We start from the raw sequence: 16793 nt of genomic DNA on the forward strand, positions 1-16793 counted from the left end.
TGCCTAAAGACTTGTGCGTTCCGACCGATAGGCAGGTAGGTCAAATTCCTTCGCATGGACGCGAGCCTTCCCTCCGGATCTCGACGTCATGTCCCTACGCAATCTGAATATCGCCCCACGCGCCCTGCTCGGCTTTTCCCTGATCGGTGTGCTGATGCTTAGCCTAGGTATTTTTTCACTCATCCAGATGGGCAATATCCGGCAGGCGGGCATCATCATCGAGCAGGTCAATGTCCCGAGTATCAAGCTGCTGGACGAAATGACCGCGCTCAATCTGCGCCTGCGCACCCTGTCCTATCGACTGCTGGTCAACCGGGATTCGCAGGCCGATACCATGCGCCTGATGGACGAACGCAACGCCCAGATCGACAAGGCTCGTAGCGCCTACGTGCCGCTGATCGCCGAGCCTGAGGAACAGGCCGCATTCGACCAGCTCGGCCAGTTGCTGACGCAGTACCGCCAGCTTGAAGCCCGTATGCGCAGCCTGAGCCAGGCCGGCCAGCTCGATCCTCTGCGCGAGATGCTCAACCGCGACCTGCTGGCCAACTCCGACCAGATCAACAAGGCCATGGACCGCCTGCTGCAGATCAACACCGCGCAGACGCGCAAGGCCAACGAAGAAGCCGCACGCCAGTACGACAGCGCCTTCATGCTGGTGATCGGCCTGCTGGTGGCTGCCACGGTGCTCACGCTGCTGTTCGCCCTGCTGCTGACACGCAGCATCGTGCGCCCGATCTACGACGCCCTGCGAGCCGCCGAACAGATCGCCGAAGGCGACCTCACCCAGCGCGTCAGCACCGACGGCACCGACGAAGCCGCCCGTCTGCTGCAGGCCATGGCCAAGATGCAGGACAAGCTGCGCGACACCCTGCAACTGATCTCAGGCTCTGCCACCCAGCTCGCCTCGGCCGCCGAGGAACTCAACAGCGTCACCGACGAAAGCGCGCGCGGCCTGGCCCAGCAGAACAACGAGATCCAGCAGGCCGCCACTGCGGTTACCGAGATGACCAGCGCCGTCGAAGAGGTTGCCCGCAATGCCGTCAGCACCTCGGAGGCCTCGGGTGAAGCCAGCCGCTCGGCCGGCGATGGCCGCGACCTGGTGATCGAGACGGTCGGCGCCATCGAACGCATGAGCAGCGACGTGCAGACCACCGCCAGGCTGATCGAGGATCTGGCCGGGCAATCACGCGATATCGGCAAGGTGCTGGACGTGATCCGCGGCCTGGCCGACCAGACCAACCTGCTGGCACTCAACGCCGCCATCGAAGCGGCACGTGCCGGCGAGGCTGGACGTGGCTTCGCGGTGGTGGCTGACGAGGTGCGGGCATTGGCCCATCGCACCCAGCAATCGACCAGCGAGATCGAGCGGATGATCGGCAGCATCCAGGGCGGCACCGAGCATGCGGTGGAATCGATGCGCACCAGCACCGATCGCGCCGAATCGACCCTGAACATCGCTCGCGGCGCTGGCCTTGCATTGGACACCATCACCAGCGCCGTGGCGCAGATCAACGAGCGCAACCTGGTGATCGCCAGCGCTGCCGAGGAGCAAGCCCAGGTGGCCCGCGAGGTGGACCGCAACCTGGTGAACATCAATGACCTGTCGGTGCAGAGCGCGACCGGCGCACACCAGACCAGCATGGCCAGCGCCGAGCTGTCGCGCCTGGCAGTGGATCTGAATGGGCTGGTGGGGCGGTTCCGCACCTGACCACGCAATCCTGCAGGAGCGGCAATTCGCCACTCCTGCAGTTACGGTGCAACGGATCAGTAGTCGATCCGCACATCCCCCTTGGGCACGCTGCAGCACGACAGGATGTAGCCTTCGGCTTCGTCGTCCTCGGTGATCCCGCCGTTGTGGTCCATCTCCACTTCACCGCCGAGCTTGAGCACCTTGCAGGTGCCGCAGATGCCCATGCCGCAGGCCTTGGGAATCATCAGCCCGACTTTCGCCGCCGCCGCATGCACCGTCTCGCCCGGGGCGATGCGAATGCTCTTCTCGCTGCCGACGAACTCGACCAGGTTGAGGTCGGCCACATCCACTGCCGGCGCCTCGGCCGCCGCTTCGGCATGCTCGACCGCATCGGCCTTGGCCTCGGCCGGCGTCGCGCCGAACGATTCCTCGTGGTAGTTCTTCATGTCGAAGCCGACCGCTTCGAGCATGCGTTTGACCGCGTTCATGTAGGGCGTCGGCCCACAGCAGAAGATCACCCGCTCGAGGTAGTCAGGCGCGATCAACTCCATCAGCCGCTGGTTCAGGTAGCCGCGATAGCCCGCCCAGGGCTCGCCCAGGCCGTGCTTCTCGCAAATGATGTGCAGGCTGAAGTTGGGGATGCGCGAGGCCATGTGTTCCAGCTCGCGGTGGTAGATGATGTCCTTGGGTGAGCGGGCGCTGTGCACGAACACCATGTCGACGTTGGCGTTGGTGTCGTAGAACCAGCGCGCCATGGACATCACCGGGGTGATGCCGACACCGCCGGAAAGGTACAGCGCCTTGTTGGCCGGGAAGTCGATGGCGTTGAACAACCCCACCGGGCCGTGCACGGGAAGCTCTGCGCCTTCGTGCAGGGTGTCGTGGAGGAAGTTCGATACCAGCCCGCCGGGCACGCGCTTGACGGTGATCGAGAAGCTGTAGGGGACTGATGGCGAGCTGGAGATGGTGTAGGAACGCATCACTGGCTTGCCTTCGATCTCCAGCTCCAGCGTCACGAACTGGCCCGGCTTGAAGAAGAACATGATCGGCTGGTCGGCCATGAAGCAGAAAGTGCGCACGTCCCAGGTCTCCTGGATGACCTTGACGCAGCGCACGATGTGGCGGCCGTTGGCCCAGGTCTGGGTGGTGACCGGATTGAGGAAGGTTTCGGACATGTTCTTCTCCAGCAGCCGACTATCGGCCTTCTTATGGCTGCGATAATGCGCAACGCCGTGACGTCGCACATTCCCATCCGCGACATCGGCGTGCTTATCGCGACCAGCCCCAAGGTACAAGGGTTGGCGCGTCGGAATTCGATTCGGCCATGTCGCCCATGGATATGGTTCGCGAACGGCGCGAACGCACACTCCTCGGCAAATAGAACCGCCGTTTTTTCGCTGACAGCCTTGCGCCAACCACAACAACGATTAGCCACCTTTCGCCGGCCGACAACGGCCTTGAGGATATAACGATGGACGTCACCGCAACCCTGAGCCTGGGCGATCCACTGGAACCTGCACGCAAGGCCACCGCCGAGATGCTGCAGACCCGCGAGCGGACCTACTCGCTGCCGCAGCCGTTCTACTGCGACGAGCGCCTGTTCCAGATCGACATGCAGGAGATCTTCCACAAGGAGTGGCTGATCGCGGGGATGACCTGCGAAATTCCATCGAAAGGCAACTACCTCACCCTGCAGATCGGCAAGAACCCGGTGATCGTCATCCGCGGCGCCGAAGGCAAGGTGCACGCTTTCCACAACGTCTGCCGCCACCGCGGTTCGCGGCTGTGCGTCAGCGAAAAGGGCAAGGTGGCCAAGCTGGTCTGTCCCTACCACCAGTGGACCTACGAGCTCGACGGCCGCCTGCTGTTCGCCGGCACCGAGATGGGCGCCGACTTCGACATGAACCAGTACGGCCTCAAGCCGATCAACGTGAAGACTGCGGGCGGCTACATTTTCATCAGCCTGGCGGAAAATCCGCCGGCCATCGACGAGTTCCTGGCCACGCTCGACCACTACATGGAACCGTACGACATGGAGAACGCCAAGGTGGCCGTGCAGACCACCTTGATGGAAAAGGCCAACTGGAAACTGGTGCTGGAAAACAACCGCGAGTGCTACCACTGCAACGGTTCGCACCCTGAATTGCTCAAGACCCTGCTGGAGTGGGACGACACCAACGACCCGCGCGCCGACCAGGCGTTCAAGGACCACGTCGCCGCTTCCGCTGCCGCCTGGGAAGCCGAGAAGATCCCTTACCTGCACAAGAGCCATGGCCTGCGTAACCGCATCGTGCGCATGCCGCTGCTCAAGGGCACCGTGTCGATGACCATGGACGGCAAGCAGGCGTGCAAGAAGCTCATGGGCCGCATCAAGAACCCCGACCTCGGTTCGATGCGCATCCTGCACCTGCCGCACTCCTGGAACCACTGCATGGGCGATCACATGATCGTCTTCACGGTGTGGCCGATCAGCGCCCAGGAAACCATGGTCACCACCAAGTGGCTGGTGCACAAGGATGCCGTCGAAGGCGTCGATTACGACCCCGAGCAGATGCGCAAGGTCTGGGATGCCACCAACGACCAGGACCGCCGCCTGGCCGAAGAGAACCAGCGCGGGATCAACTCCACCGCCTACCAGCCGGGCCCGTACTCGAAGACCTACGAGTTCGGTGTGGTCAACTTCATCGACTGGTACAGCGACCGCGTCCTGGCCAACCTGGGTGCGGAACCTGCGCCATACCTGAAGGAAGTCAAGGCGCAGTAAGCCTTCACGGGTGTTGATAAACGCCACGGCCGAGCGATCGGCCGTGGCGTTTTACATTGCAATCCAAAGGAACTGAACATGTTATCCACAGAGTTGTTCAGATGTTCTGTGGACAGGCGTCGAGCCTCGGCAGACGACAGACTGATCATTATTTGATCAATTCTTTGAAAGCCTTTGATCCAGAGGCCTGCAAGTAATATCGAACACCTTGTCCACAGATACGCCAACAGATTTTGTGGGCACATGCAGACTGCGTGGAAAAGTGCTGTGGATAATGGCCTTGACCCCTTGTAAATCATGACCTTGAGAGTGATTAAGGCGAATTTGGTCAATTATTGACCAATAGATTGCAGGCCAATGAAATCAAGGCATCCAGCGGTTGCCCAACATATTATCCACAGAGCCGCCAACAGTGATTGTGGGAAACCTCATGGGAATGACCCGGGATTGCCATGGGTGATTCACGGAGCGGGCTGTATGTTTTTTGATCAATGCTCTACACGCATTGATTTCAAAGGGCTGTAGCGAAGCGCGAACACTTTATTCACAGGGTCGCGAACAGATTTGGTGGGCAACTCTCTGTGGGAGCGGGCTTGTCCCGCGAACACGAGCGTAGCCCGTGCCAGGCAGCGCGGTGTTCTTTTCGCGGGCAAGCCCGCTCCTACAACAGCCCCAACCAGTCAGCGCAACACGCCTTCCTCCACCAGCAACTTGAGGATCGCTTCGGCACCCTCCTGTGGGGAAACATCCTTGAGCACCTTGCCGCCACCGCCACTGGCCTTGGCCGTGGCTGCCTTCATCCGATCGGCGCCGCTCTTGGCCTTGATCACCTTGAGCCGCTTGGGCCGCGGGCGGGCAGGCTGCAAGGCGTCGCCTTCGAGCAGTTCATCGTCCACCACCGCCACGTTACGCGCCGCCAGCACACCCCGCCGCGCAGGGCCAAAGGCGCTCTGGCGCGGCTTGGGCGCGGCGTTATCCACAGTCGCCAGCAACGGCAGGCGTACCTTTAACCGGCGTCGTTGACCGCGCGGCAAGGCCTGCAGCACCTGGGCGGTGCCATTCTCGATCGACTCCACCTCAGCCAGGCCCACCACCAACGGCCAGCCCAGCCTCTCGGCCAGCAGAAACGGCAGCATGCCCGAGCCTTCACCCGTCTCGGCCTGGCTGCCGGTCAGCACCAGTTGAGCACCAGCGTCGCGCAGGTAATCCCCCAGCACCCCCAGCACATCGGCCCCCGCAGGCTGCTCGAGCACATCCAGATGCTCCAGGCCCATGCCCAGGTAGCCGCGCAGGGCCTCTTCGCGCGGGTCGCCGGCATGTACCACCTGCAAGTTATCCCCAGCCAGCTGCAAGCCCAATTCGACAGCGCGTGCATCCTGCTCGGCGCGGCGAGCGCGACCAGAGCTGGGGTGAGCGCCGATGGAAACCAGGCTGATGACTTTCGTACTCATGCTCGTGCCCTTATGCCGCGTCGCGCCGAGCGCCGCTGCGGTAGTTGTCCACAGCCTCGATCAGTGCCTGGAGAATCGCCGCGCTGTCGCCAATCACCGACAGATCGGCCCGTTTGATCATGTCGCAGCCGGGATCCATGTTGATCGCCACCACCTTGTCGCAGGCACCGATACCTTGCAGGTGCTGGATGGCCCCGGAGATCCCCACCGCCACGTAGACCCGCGCCGTGACCCAGGTACCGGTGGCACCGACCTGGCGGTTGCGCGGCATGAAGCCGTCGTCCACGGCGACCCGCGAGGCGCCCTCGGTTGCCCCCAGGGCCGCAGTTGCCCTGTGGAAAAGTGCCCAATCCTTCACACCGTTGCCGCCGGAGACAATGAATTCGGCTTCGGCCATGGCGATGGCCGCCGGGTCTACCGCCACCGATCCGAGGTCTTCGATGCGCGACAGGCTGCGCGCCACGCCTGTGGACAACGTGACCGGCAGCGCTTCGTGACGGGTTTCGCTGACCGGCTCGGCGCATTCGGCGGCGGCCAGTATCAGGCGCGGCAGGCCGCGCTGCAGGTCCTGCTGGCCGGCGCCGGCACGGCCGATGCACTGGCCGTCCTTGATCTGCCAGACCCGCGTGGCCGGGCGCTCGCCGAGCGCTGCCCCCAGGCGCCGCCCCAGTTCGCCGCCACCGGTGCGGCTGTCAGGCAGCAACCAGTGCTGCGGCGCAAACTGGTTATCCACAGCCCGCAAGCCCTGGACAAGCTGCTCGGGCACATAGCCTTCGAATGCTTCGCCATCGATGACCAGCAGGCGATCGACACCGGCTGTGGAAAAGTGGCTTTCCTTGTGTTCGCCAAAGACGACCGCAAGCACTGCCCCCTCACTGCCGGCAAGGCTGCGGGCAAGGCCGAGCAGGTCGCGGTCGTGGCTGCCGAGGCGGCCACCGACCATGTCGGGCACCACGGCGATGTAGAACGCCGGATCCGCCACCTGATGCAAGGGCAATTGCACCTCGGCGGCTGCCGTGCGCCGACCGCCGATCGCCGTGCCCTGCTGGGCACCGCTGCGGTCGATACGCTTGAGGCCGCTGGGGCCGATGAAGCCGGCAGCGATGGCGTGGGGGTTCTTGCGAATCAGCCCGTTGGGGCCCATCCAGCGCGTCTGTTGCGTCTGCATCGCCGCGTGCAGCGGGTGCAGGCGGTTACGGGCAATCCACTCGGCGCGAGGATCGCGGCGGATGATGTCGCTCATCAGTGCACCTCCGCAGGTTCACGTTCTACCAGGTTCGATTTGCTCGCAGCGGCGGGCGTCTCGTCTTCGATCAGCACATCGGCGACCAACTCGGCCAGGTCCTTGATCTGTGGGCGCGGCTCGACCACACCCTCAAGCATCGCCGTGCACTGTGGACAACCTACCGCCACCAGTTCGGCCTCGGTCTCGCGGATATCGTCCATGCGCATGTCGGGGATACGCTGCTTGCCTGGGATGTCGGTGATCGGCGCACCGCCGCCACCGCCACAGCAACGCGAACGGAAGCCCGAGCGCTGCATCTCGCGCACCTCGATGCCCAAGGCCTTGAGCACGTCGCGCGGGGCCTGGTACTCGCCGTTGTAGCGCCCCAGGTAGCACGGGTCGTGGTAGGTCACGCTACCGCCCTTGTGCTGGCCGAGGTTGAGCTTGTTGGCGGCGATCAGTTCGGCGATGTAGGTGCTGTGGTGCTGCACCTGGTACTCGCCGCCCAGGGCGCCGTATTCGTTCTTCAGCACATGGAAGCTGTGCGGATCGCAGGTGACGATGCGCTGGAAGCGGTATTGGCCCAGGGTCTGGATGTTGCGCCTGGCCAGGTGCTGGAAGGTCGCTTCATCGCCCAGGCGACGGGCCACGTCACCGCTGTCGCGTTCTTCCAGGCCGAGCACGGCGAAGTCCACACCCGAGGCCTTGAGCACCTTGACGAAGGCACGCAGGGTGCGCTGGTTGCGCATGTCGAAGGCGCCGTCGCCGACCCAGAACAACACCTCGGTGCTCTTCACGTCCGACAGCAGTTTCAGGTTCAGGTCGGCGGCCCAGTTCATCCGCCCACCGGGGTTGAAGCCGCCGGGGTTGTCGGTGGCGATCAGGTTGTCGAGCACCTCGGCGCCCTTGTTCGGCGTCGCGCCCTTTTCCAGCGTGAGGTGGCGGCGCATGTCGACGATGGCATCGACGTGCTCGATCATCATCGGGCACTCCTCCACGCAAGCGCGGCAGGTGGTGCACGACCACAGCGTCTCGGCATCGACCAGGCCGTTGACGATCGGCTGGTGCGGATGACCGCCATGCTCACCAACCGGTTTACCGGGGTAAGGGCTGCCGGCAAAGGTCGCATCGGTGCCACCGGCCAGGCCGATGACCATGTCCTGGATGAGCTTTTTCGGGTTCAGCGGCTGGCCGGCGGCGAATGCCGGGCACATCGCCTCGCACTTGCCGCACTGCACGCAGGCGTCGAAGCCCAACAGCTGGTTCCAGGTGAAATCGACCGGTTTCTCCACACCCAGCGGCGCGTTCGGGTCTTCCAGGTCGAGCGGCTTGAGGCCAGTGGAGCGACCGCCGCCGAAACGCTCGGCACGGCGGTGCCAGGCCAGGTGCAGGGCACCGGCGAAGGCGTGCTTCATCGGCCCGCCCCAGGTCATGCCGAAGAACAGCTCCGACACACCCCACAGCACGCCAAGGCCGAGAATGCCGACCATCACCCAGCCGCCGGTATTGGCCGGCAGGATGCCCGCCACCGGCAGGGTGGCGATGAAGAAGCTCGCGGCGAATACCAGCAGGCTTTTCGGCAGGCGCATCCACGGGCCCTTGGACAGGCGCGAAGGCGGATTCAGACGACGCTTGAAGACGAAGATCGCGCCGCTGAACATGATCACCGTAGCAACCAGCAGCGCGTAGCCAAGGATCTTGCTCTGCAGGCCGAAGCCATGCACCAGGATCGCCAACAGCGCCGACAGGACGAAGCCACCTGCAGTGGCCACGTGGGTCTTGGACATGTACTTGTCGCGCTCGACCACATGGTGCAGATCGACCAGGTAGCGCCGCGGCATGGCCAGCAGGCCGCCGAGCAGGTCGACCTTGCTCGGCCGCCCGCGCCGCCACATGCGCACCCGGCGCAGGGCGCCGAGCACCGCCAGGGCGAGTGCGGCGAACAGCAGGATGGGTAGAAGGGTGTTCAACATGGGAGGCTCCCACAACAGCGGTTGCAAGGGGTTCAGGCCCCTGGAATCCTGCACTGGCCCTGTGGGAGCGGGCTTGCCCGCGAATGCGCCAGGTCAGACACCCCTGTTGTTGGTGCTGACGCTTTCGCGGGCAAGCCCGCTCCCACAGGGGCCGGTGTGTGCCGACAGTTCGATCAGAAGTCCTTGCACAACCGCAAGGCGTCATAGATCGCCGCATGCACGTTGCGCTGGGCCACGCAGTCGCCGATGCGGTACAGCAGGTAGCCCTCGCCCGGCTGGCTGAGGATCGGCTGCGGCTGGATCGCGAACAGAGCGTCGATGTCGATCTGGCCCTTGTTGCGCGAACCCTCCTTGAGCCCGTAGTACAGCTCCTCGTCCGGGCGCACGCCGTTCTCGATCACCACCTGGTCGACCACACGCTCTTCCTTGGCCCCGGTGTATTCGTTCTCGAGCACCGCCACCAGCTTGTCGCCCTCGCGGTAGACCTTCTCCAGCATCATGTCCCCGGTCATGATCACTTCCTTGGGGTAGATGCTGCGGTAGTAGGTCGGGAAGGTCGTGCCGCCCATGGCCACGCCCGGCTTGATGTCGTCGGTGACGATCTCGACCTGGCTGCCCTTGTCGGCGATGAAATCAGCGGTGGACATGCCGGTGAATTCGCAGATGGTGTCGTACACCAGCACGTTCTTGCCCGGTGCGACCTTGCCGTCGAGCACGTCCCAGCTACTGACCACCAGCCCTTCGGCGGCGCCCCAGTGCTCGTTCTGCTCGATGAACGGATGACCGCCCACCGCCAGCACGATGATGTCCGGGCGCAGGTCCTGGATGGTCGCGATGTCTGCCGCAGTGCCCAGGCGCAGGTCGACCTTCAGGCGCGCGAACTCCAGCTGGTACCAGCGGGTGATGCCGGCGATCTGGTCGCGCTGCGGTGCCTTGGCGGCGATGGTGATCTGCCCGCCGATCTGCTCCTTCTTCTCGAACACGGTGACGTCATGGCCACGCTCGGCGGCTACCCGTGCGGCCTCCATGCCGGCAGGGCCGGCGCCGACCACCACCACCTTGCGTTTCGGCCCGGTGGACTTCTCGATGATGTGCGGCACGCCCATGTATTCACGGGACGTCGCGGCGTTCTGGATGCACAGCACGTCCAGGCCCTGGTACTGACGGTCGATGCAGTAGTTGGCACCGACGCACTGCTTGATCTGGTCGATCTGGCCCATCTTGATCTTGGCGATCAGGTGCGGGTCGGCCATGTGCGCACGGGTCATGCCGACCATGTCGACATAGCCGCCTTCGAGAATGCGCGTGGCCTGGTTCGGGTCCTTGATGTTCTGCGCGTGCAGCACCGGGACCTTGACCACTTCCTTGATGCCGGCCGCCAGGTGCAGGAACGGCTCGGGCGGGTAGCTCATGTTGGGAATGACGTTGGCCAGGGTGTTGTGGGTGTCGCAACCCGAGCCGACCACGCCGATGAAATCGATCATGCCGGTGGCGTCGTAGTAGGCGGCGATCTGCTTCATGTCCTCGTGGCTCAGGCCATCGGGGTGGAATTCGTCACCGCAGATGCGCATGCCCACGCAGAAGTCGTCGCCGACCTCGGCGCGTACCGCCTTGAGTACTTCCAGGCCGAACTTCATGCGGCCTTCGAAGCTGCCGCCCCATTCGTCGGTACGCTTGTTGACCCGAGGGCTCCAGAACTGGTCGATCATGTGCTGGTGCACCGCCGACAGCTCCACGCCGTCCAGTCCGCCTTCCTTCGCCCGGCGCGCAGCCTGGGCGTAATTGCCGATCACCCGCCAGATCTCCTCCACCTCGATGGTCTTGCAGGTGGCGCGGTGCACCGGCTCGCGGATGCCGGACGGCGACATCAGGGTCGGCCAGTGGAAACCGTCCCAGCGCGAGCGACGGCCCATGTGGGTAATCTGGATCATGATCTTGGCGCCATGCTTGTGCATGGCGTCGGCGAGGTTCTGGAAGTGCGGGATGATGCGGTCGGTGGACAGGTTCACCGAAGCCCACCATTGCTGCGGGCTGTCGATGGCAACCACCGACGAGCCGCCACAGATGGCCAGGCCGATGCCGCCCTTGGCCTTCTCTTCGTAGTACTTCACGTAGCGCTCGGTGGTCATGCCGCCATCGGTGGCGTAGACCTCGGCGTGCGCGGTGCTGAGCACGCGGTTGCGGATGGTCAGCTTGCCGATCTGGATCGGCTGGAACATTGCTTCGAATGCCATGACGCTCTCTCCGGCTTACAACGGCTTTGTAACGAACAGGCCATCTTCGTGGCCTTCTTCAGAACCGCCATAGACCTGCTCCGCCACAGTGCGGATCGAGCTGCCACGGGCAGCGAGGATCTGGTCCATGGCACCGGCGAACCAGCCGGTGAACATGTAGTCGACCTTGCGGCCGCATTTGCCATACACGTAGACGAACGCCGAGTGCTTGAGCTTGACGCTGCACGTGCCTTTGTCGAGGTCGATGTCCTGGATCTCGAACAGGCCCCAGCCACGCTGGCTCAGGCGCTTCATGTAGTGCTCGAACACCGCCACGCCTTCCAGGCCATGGCACTCGGCTTCTTTTTCGCACCAGTGCCAGGCAGACTTGTAACCCGCCTTGTAGAGGATCTCGGCATAGGCGTCGGCGCCCAGCACTTCCTCGATGCCAATGTGGTTGTTGACGAAGAAATGCCGCGGTACGTACAGCATCGGCAGGGCATCGGACGTCCAGACACCGGTCTCGCTGTCGACTTCGATTGGCAATTGCGGGGCGATCTTGGCCATGGAAACTCAACTCCATAAAATTTTTTGTTTGGATGCCCCGGCGTTGCTGGCAAGGGCTTTCAGGCTCGGAGTGCGGCTTTATTCGCCCCACACATCCTTGAGAACGTTCACCCAGTTCTCGCCCATGATCTTGCGCACCACGCGTTCGGAATGGCCGCGCTTGAGCAGGGTCTCGGTGAGGTTGGGGAATTCGCCCACGGTGCGGATGCCCAGCGGGTTGATGATCTTGCCGAAGTTGGTCAGGCGACGGGCGTAGCCCTTGTCGTGGGTCAGGTACTCGAAGAATTCCTGGCCATGGCCCTGGGTGAAGTCGGTGCCGATACCGATGGCGTCTTCACCGACGATGTTCATGGTGTACTCGATGGCCTCGGCGTAGTCGTCGATGGTCGAGTCGATGCCCTTGGCCAGGAACGGCGCGAACATGGTCACGCCGACGAAGCCGCCGTGGTCGGCGATGAACTTCAGCTCGGCATCGGACTTGTTGCGCGGGTGCTCTTTCAGGCCCGACGGCAGGCAGTGGGAATAGCAGACCGGCTTTTTCGATTCGAGGATGACTTCCTCGGAAGTCTTGGAGCCCACGTGCGAGAGGTCGCACATGATGCCGACACGGTTCATCTCGGCGACGATCTCGCGGCCGAAGCCCGACAGGCCGCCGTCACGCTCGTAGCAACCGGTGCCGACCAGGTTCTGGGTGTTGTAGCACATCTGCACGATGCCCACGCCCAGCTGCTTGAACACGTCCACGTAGGCGATCTGGTCTTCGAACGCATGGGCGTTCTGGAAGCCGAAGAGGATGCCGGTCTTGCCCAGCTCCTTGGCCTTGCGGATGTCGGCTGTGGTGCGCACCGGCATCACCAGGTCGCTGTTGTCGCGGATCAGTTTCTGGCTGGCGGCGATCTGGTCGACCGTGGCCTTGAACCCTTCCCAGACCGACACGGTGCAGTTGGCTGCGGTCAGCCCGCCTTTACGCATGTCTTCGAACAGCTCGCGGTTCCACTTGGCGATAATCAGGCCATCGATGACGATGCTGTCGGCGTGTAATTCGGCTGGGCTCATCAGGCTGTCCCCTTTTGTCGAGTTGGGCGACGCCGAATCGTGTGCCGGCGCTTTGGGGCCAGCATATGCCTGCGGCCTGTGTCGCCCCGATGCAAAAACGACAGGGGGTTTGCCGAAAGCGTCAATGAGCGACATGGCAAGCTCTGGCGCGCTGCTGGGCAATGAGAGCGAGTCTCGACAAGAACCGTTCATGAACATTTTCTTTGCCCTCTACCACCCGGCTCTAGGCTGAGCGAGAATCTCGACGATTCGTCAGCCTGTTCAGGAGAAAACGGATGAAATCAAAGGCATGGCTGGTACTGCTGTTCGTGGCGCTGGGCGCCCAGGCCGCCGAAGAAGAAAGCACGCCCTGCGACAACGTCGAGACCGACCAGCAGACCTATGCGTGCGCGGCGTACAACAAGCAGACCGCCGAACGCGAACTGAAGGCCGCCTATGACGACCTGATCCAGCGCATCCGTGACCAGTACGCGGACGAAAACGACAAGGCCGTTGCGCTCAGCGGACGCATGGAGGCGGCCGAGAAGCTCTGGACCCAGTTGCGCGATGCCGACTGCAAGGTCGAGACCTATGCCGAGAAACCCGGCAGCAAGGCCTTCGAGGCGGCGTGGAATACCTGCGTGGCGCAGCGTAGCGATGAGCGGTCGGAGTATCTGCAGTCGGTGGGGCAGCAGTGATTATCTAATGGCCCTTTCGCGGCCAAACCCGCGAAAGGGCCAGCGCAGCCCCCATCACACCGCCCTGGCCAACCTGTCCTCCCGCGGGCAACGTTCGAACCGCGCCCGATAACAGCGGGTGAAATACGACGCCGACTCGAACCCGCACGCCACACCCACTTCCAGCACGCTCATGTCGGTCTGGCGCAGCAGTTGTCGGGCCTTGTCTAGCCTGAGCCGCAGGTAGAAGCCGCTGGGCGTGTCGTCCAGGTGCAGGCGAAACAGGCGCTCCAACTGACGACGGGTCACCTGCACGGCATCGGCCAGAACCTGGGTGTTGAGCGGCTGCTCGGTGTTGCGCTCCATTTCGCCGATCACCTTCACCAGCTTCTTGTTGCGAATGCCGTAGCGCGTGGCGATCTCCATGCGCTGGTGATCCTGGCGCGGACGAATACGGCTGACCACGAACTGCTCCGACACCTGGATCGCCAGCTCGCTGCCGTGGGCCTGGGCGATCAGATCGAGCATCAGATCGATGGACGCCGTCCCTCCCGCGCAGGTGATCCGCCGCCGGTCGATCTCGAACAGCTCCTGAGTCGCCTGCAGGCGCGGATAGCGCTCCTTGAACGCCTCCAGCGCCTCCCAGTGCAAGGTCGCGCGATAGCCGTCGAGCAGGCCCGCTTCGGCCAGCACCAGCGCACCGGTATCGATGCCGCCGAGCGTGCCGCCGTCATGCTCGACGCGCCGCAGCGCCTGTTGCAGCACAGGGCCATAGCAGGCCAGCGGCTCGAAGCCGGCGACAACCAGCAGCATCCCTCCCCGCTCGCTGTCAGACAGCGCCTGGTCGGCATTGACCGACATGCCGTTGCTGGCCTGCACCGGGCCGCCGTCCAGGCTCAGCACCTGCCAGCGATACAGCGCTCCGCGAAAGCGATTGGCCACCCGCAAGGGCTCCACCGCACTGATGAAGCCCAACGCAGAAAATCCCGGCAAGAGGAGAAACTGGATCGTTTCCGGCATCGCTGACTCCTGGGAAGTGGGTGGTCGCTGCAGTGCAACTCTTGGTCGCCAGCGTGCGATTGCCCACTGTGCCATGGGCGTAACTTTTTTCCCACGGCCCGCAGAGGCCGGATCCCATAACAATACGCACTGCCGATGGAGAGCCACCATGCATCGCTTTATCCGCCGCAGCCTGTTGTCCCTCGCTCTCAGCACCACCGTGGTCACCCCGCTTTTCGCCGCCGAGCCCGCCGCCTGCAAGAACGTGCGCCTCGGTGTGGTCAACTGGACCGACGTCATCGCCACCAGCGCCATGGCCCAGGTACTGCTGGACGGCCTGGGCTACCAGACCAAACAGACCAGCGCCTCGCAACAGATCATCTTCGCGGGCATCCGCGACAAGCGCCTGGACATGTTCCTCGGGTACTGGAACCCGATCATGACCCAGACCATCACCCCGTTCGTCGACGCCAAGCAGGTCAAGGTGCTCGACAAACCCAGCCTGGAAGACGCCCGCGCCACGCTCGCAGTACCCAAGTACCTGGCCGACAAGGGCCTGAAGAGCTTTGCCGACATCCACAAGTTCGAGAAGGAGTTGGGCGGCAAGATCTACGGCATCGAGCCCGGCTCGGGCGCCAACACCCAGATCAAGGCGATGATCGCCAGCAACAAGTTCGACCTGGGCAAGTTCCAGCTGGTCGAGTCGAGCGAGGCCGGCATGCTCGCCGCCGTCGATCGCGCCGTGCGCCGCAAGGAGGCCGTGGTGTTCTTCGGCTGGGCGCCGCACCCGATGAACGTGAACATCGACATGGTCTACCTGGGTGACAGCCAGGACGCCCTGGGCCCGGACGAAGGCCGTGCCACGGTCTGGACCGTGACCGCGCCCGACTACGCCGAACGCTGCCCCAACGCCAACCGCCTGCTGGCCAACCTGAAATTCAGCGCCGAGGACGAGAGCCGCATGATGCAGCCGCTGCTCGACCACAAGGACCCGCTGGAATCGGCACGCCAGTGGCTCAAGGACCACCCACAAGACAAGGCCCGCTGGCTTGAAGGCGTGACCACCTTCGACGGCAAGCCGGCGGCTGACAACCTCAAGCTCACTGCCAACTGACCCGGCCTCTTCGCGGGCAAGCCCGCTCCTACAGGTTATGCGCATGCCATGAGCTGTAGGAGCGGGCTTGCCCGCGAAAAGCCCAACACCGAACTCACAGAACAGACACGCCTGAAGGATTTACCCCATGAACCACGACGTCATCATCACCTGTGCCCTGACCGGAGCCGGCGACACCGTTGCCAAGAGCCACCTGGTCCCGGTCACCCCCAAGCAGATCGCCGAAGCCGCCGTCGAGGCCGCCAAGGCCGGCGCCACCGTGGTCCACTGCCACGTCCGTGACCCGCAGACCGGCCGCTTCAGCCGCGACGTCGCGCTGTACCGCGAAGTGATGGAACGCATCCGCGAATCCGACGTGGACGTGATCGTCAACCTGACCGCCGGCATGGGTGGCGACCTCGAGATCGGCCCGGGCGAGGCACCGATGGACTTCGGCGCCGGCACCGACCTGATCGGCCCGCTGGAGCGTCTGGCCCACGTCGAGGCACTGCTGCCCGAGATCTGCACCCTGGACTGCGGCACCCTCAACTTTGGCGACGGCAACTCGATCTATGTCTCCACCCCGGCGCAACTGCGCGCTGGCGCCAAACGCATCACCGAGCTGGGCGTGAAGGCGGAGCTGGAGATCTTCGACACCGGCCACCTGTGGTTCGCCAAGCAGATGATCAAGGAAGGCCTGCTCGACGATCCGCTGTTCCAGCTGTGCCTGGGCATCCCATGGGGGGCGCCGGCCGACACCACCACCATGAAAGCCATGGTCGACAACCTGCCGGCCAACGTCACCTGGGCAGGCTTCGGTATCGGCCGCATGCAGATGCCGATGGCCGCACAGGCGGTGCTGCTCGGCGGCAACGTACGCGTGGGCCTGGAAGACAACCTCTACCTCGACCGTGGCGTGCTGGCCAGCAACGGTCAACTGGTCGAACGCGCGGTGGAGATCATCTCGCGCCTCGGTGGCCGCGTGCTGACCCCGGCCGAAGGCCGCGAAAAAATGAATCTCAAGCGTCGCTGATCGCACTGCCCCCTGTAGGAGCGGGCTTGCCCGCGAAGAATGCGACGCGGTGAATGGCACCGGCTTCGCCGGT

General features: G+C 63.9%; 13 protein-coding genes. 5 read left to right on the plus strand and 8 right to left on the minus strand.

Features of this window, described 5'->3' with window-relative positions; all coding sequences use genetic code 11:
* Positions 1-88: 88 nt before the first annotated feature.
* Positions 89-1708, plus strand: a complete 1620-nt coding sequence (locus HU748_RS09310) for a methyl-accepting chemotaxis protein (RefSeq protein WP_186720168.1) — start codon at positions 89-91, stop codon at positions 1706-1708.
* Positions 1709-1764: 56 nt separating this feature from the next.
* On the opposite strand, the gene gbcB is transcribed toward HU748_RS09310, so the two are convergent.
* Entirely contained in the window at positions 1765-2865 is a 1101-nt protein-coding gene (gene gbcB, locus HU748_RS09315) for a glycine-betaine demethylase subunit GbcB (protein WP_186667468.1), read from the minus strand.
* 296 nt (positions 2866-3161) lie between these two features.
* Between gbcB and gbcA the strand changes: the two genes are divergently transcribed.
* Positions 3162-4454 carry a glycine-betaine demethylase subunit GbcA gene (gbcA, locus tag HU748_RS09320; RefSeq protein WP_186667467.1) on the plus strand — a complete coding sequence of 431 codons (1293 nt, stop codon included), beginning with the start codon at positions 3162-3164 and terminating at the stop codon, positions 4452-4454.
* A gap of 680 nt (positions 4455-5134) precedes the next feature.
* Here the strand turns inward: gbcA and HU748_RS09325 are convergent.
* The 6 genes from HU748_RS09325 to HU748_RS09350 all read right to left on the minus strand — a co-directional run bounded on the left by HU748_RS09325 (position 5135) and on the right by HU748_RS09350 (position 12939).
* Positions 5135-5905, minus strand: a complete 771-nt coding sequence (locus tag HU748_RS09325) for an electron transfer flavoprotein subunit beta (protein ID WP_186711265.1) — start codon at positions 5903-5905, stop codon at positions 5135-5137.
* Positions 5906-5915: 10 nt separating this feature from the next.
* Positions 5916-7148, minus strand: coding sequence for an electron transfer flavoprotein subunit alpha/FixB family protein (locus HU748_RS09330; RefSeq protein ID WP_186667465.1), 1233 nt, complete (start codon positions 7146-7148; stop codon positions 5916-5918).
* Complete coding sequence (dgcB, locus tag HU748_RS09335) at positions 7148-9103, minus strand: dimethylglycine demethylation protein DgcB (RefSeq protein WP_186667464.1); 1956 nt, start codon at positions 9101-9103, stop codon at positions 7148-7150. The genes HU748_RS09330 and dgcB overlap by 1 nt, the downstream gene beginning before the upstream one ends.
* Before the next feature lie 173 nt (positions 9104-9276).
* Entirely contained in the window at positions 9277-11337 is a 2061-nt protein-coding gene (dgcA, locus tag HU748_RS09340) for a dimethylglycine demethylation protein DgcA (protein ID WP_054891725.1), read from the minus strand.
* 15 nt (positions 11338-11352) lie between these two features.
* Positions 11353-11883: a DUF5943 domain-containing protein gene (locus tag HU748_RS09345; RefSeq protein ID WP_054891724.1), complete on the minus strand. Its 531-nt coding sequence runs from the start codon at positions 11881-11883 to the stop codon at positions 11353-11355.
* Positions 11884-11961: 78 nt separating this feature from the next.
* On the minus strand, positions 11962-12939 hold the full coding sequence (locus tag HU748_RS09350; RefSeq protein ID WP_186667463.1) for a dipeptidase: 978 nt from the start codon (positions 12937-12939) through the stop codon (positions 11962-11964).
* 275 nt (positions 12940-13214) lie between these two features.
* Here HU748_RS09350 and HU748_RS09355 point away from each other — a divergent pair, with 275 nt between their 5' ends.
* Entirely contained in the window at positions 13215-13616 is a 402-nt protein-coding gene (locus tag HU748_RS09355; RefSeq protein WP_054891723.1) for a lysozyme inhibitor LprI family protein, read from the plus strand.
* Positions 13617-13670: 54 nt separating this feature from the next.
* Here the strand turns inward: HU748_RS09355 and HU748_RS09360 are convergent, their stop codons facing one another.
* Positions 13671-14615: a GlxA family transcriptional regulator gene (locus HU748_RS09360; RefSeq protein ID WP_151925302.1), complete on the minus strand. Its 945-nt coding sequence runs from the start codon at positions 14613-14615 to the stop codon at positions 13671-13673.
* Between the two features lie 148 nt (positions 14616-14763).
* Between HU748_RS09360 and choX the strand changes: the two genes are divergently transcribed.
* Both choX and HU748_RS09370 read left to right on the plus strand, forming a co-directional pair.
* Positions 14764-15708 (plus strand): choline ABC transporter substrate-binding protein, encoded by a 945-nt coding sequence (gene choX / locus HU748_RS09365; RefSeq protein ID WP_186667461.1) that lies wholly within the window; start codon positions 14764-14766, stop codon positions 15706-15708.
* 127 nt (positions 15709-15835) lie between these two features.
* Positions 15836-16720 (plus strand): 3-keto-5-aminohexanoate cleavage protein, encoded by an 885-nt coding sequence (locus HU748_RS09370; RefSeq protein WP_186667460.1) that lies wholly within the window; start codon positions 15836-15838, stop codon positions 16718-16720.
* Positions 16721-16793 lie beyond the last annotated feature (73 nt).

Origin of the sequence: Pseudomonas sp. RW3S2 (genome assembly GCF_014268955.1) — a bacterium.
Taxonomy (GTDB): Bacteria; Pseudomonadota; Gammaproteobacteria; order Pseudomonadales; family Pseudomonadaceae; genus Aquipseudomonas; species Aquipseudomonas wayambapalatensis.

What these genes read in the sequence shown, in the direction of transcription:
- HU748_RS09310 (WP_186720168.1), top strand. Translation starts at nt 89, where the DNA reads ATGTCCCTACGCAATCTGAATATCGCCCCACGCGCCCTGCTCGGCTTT.
- gbcB (WP_186667468.1), bottom strand. Translation starts at nt 2,865, where the DNA reads ATGTCCGAAACCTTCCTCAATCCGGTCACCACCCAGACCTGGGCCAAC.
- gbcA (WP_186667467.1), top strand. Translation starts at nt 3,162, where the DNA reads ATGGACGTCACCGCAACCCTGAGCCTGGGCGATCCACTGGAACCTGCA.
- HU748_RS09325 (WP_186711265.1), bottom strand. Translation starts at nt 5,905, where the DNA reads ATGAGTACGAAAGTCATCAGCCTGGTTTCCATCGGCGCTCACCCCAGC.
- HU748_RS09330 (WP_186667465.1), bottom strand. Translation starts at nt 7,148, where the DNA reads ATGAGCGACATCATCCGCCGCGATCCTCGCGCCGAGTGGATTGCCCGT.
- dgcB (WP_186667464.1), bottom strand. Translation starts at nt 9,103, where the DNA reads ATGTTGAACACCCTTCTACCCATCCTGCTGTTCGCCGCACTCGCCCTG.
- dgcA (WP_054891725.1), bottom strand. Translation starts at nt 11,337, where the DNA reads ATGGCATTCGAAGCAATGTTCCAGCCGATCCAGATCGGCAAGCTGACC.
- HU748_RS09345 (WP_054891724.1), bottom strand. Translation starts at nt 11,883, where the DNA reads ATGGCCAAGATCGCCCCGCAATTGCCAATCGAAGTCGACAGCGAGACC.
- HU748_RS09350 (WP_186667463.1), bottom strand. Translation starts at nt 12,939, where the DNA reads ATGAGCCCAGCCGAATTACACGCCGACAGCATCGTCATCGATGGCCTG.
- HU748_RS09355 (WP_054891723.1), top strand. Translation starts at nt 13,215, where the DNA reads ATGAAATCAAAGGCATGGCTGGTACTGCTGTTCGTGGCGCTGGGCGCC.
- HU748_RS09360 (WP_151925302.1), bottom strand. Translation starts at nt 14,615, where the DNA reads ATGCCGGAAACGATCCAGTTTCTCCTCTTGCCGGGATTTTCTGCGTTG.
- choX (WP_186667461.1), top strand. Translation starts at nt 14,764, where the DNA reads ATGCATCGCTTTATCCGCCGCAGCCTGTTGTCCCTCGCTCTCAGCACC.
- HU748_RS09370 (WP_186667460.1), top strand. Translation starts at nt 15,836, where the DNA reads ATGAACCACGACGTCATCATCACCTGTGCCCTGACCGGAGCCGGCGAC.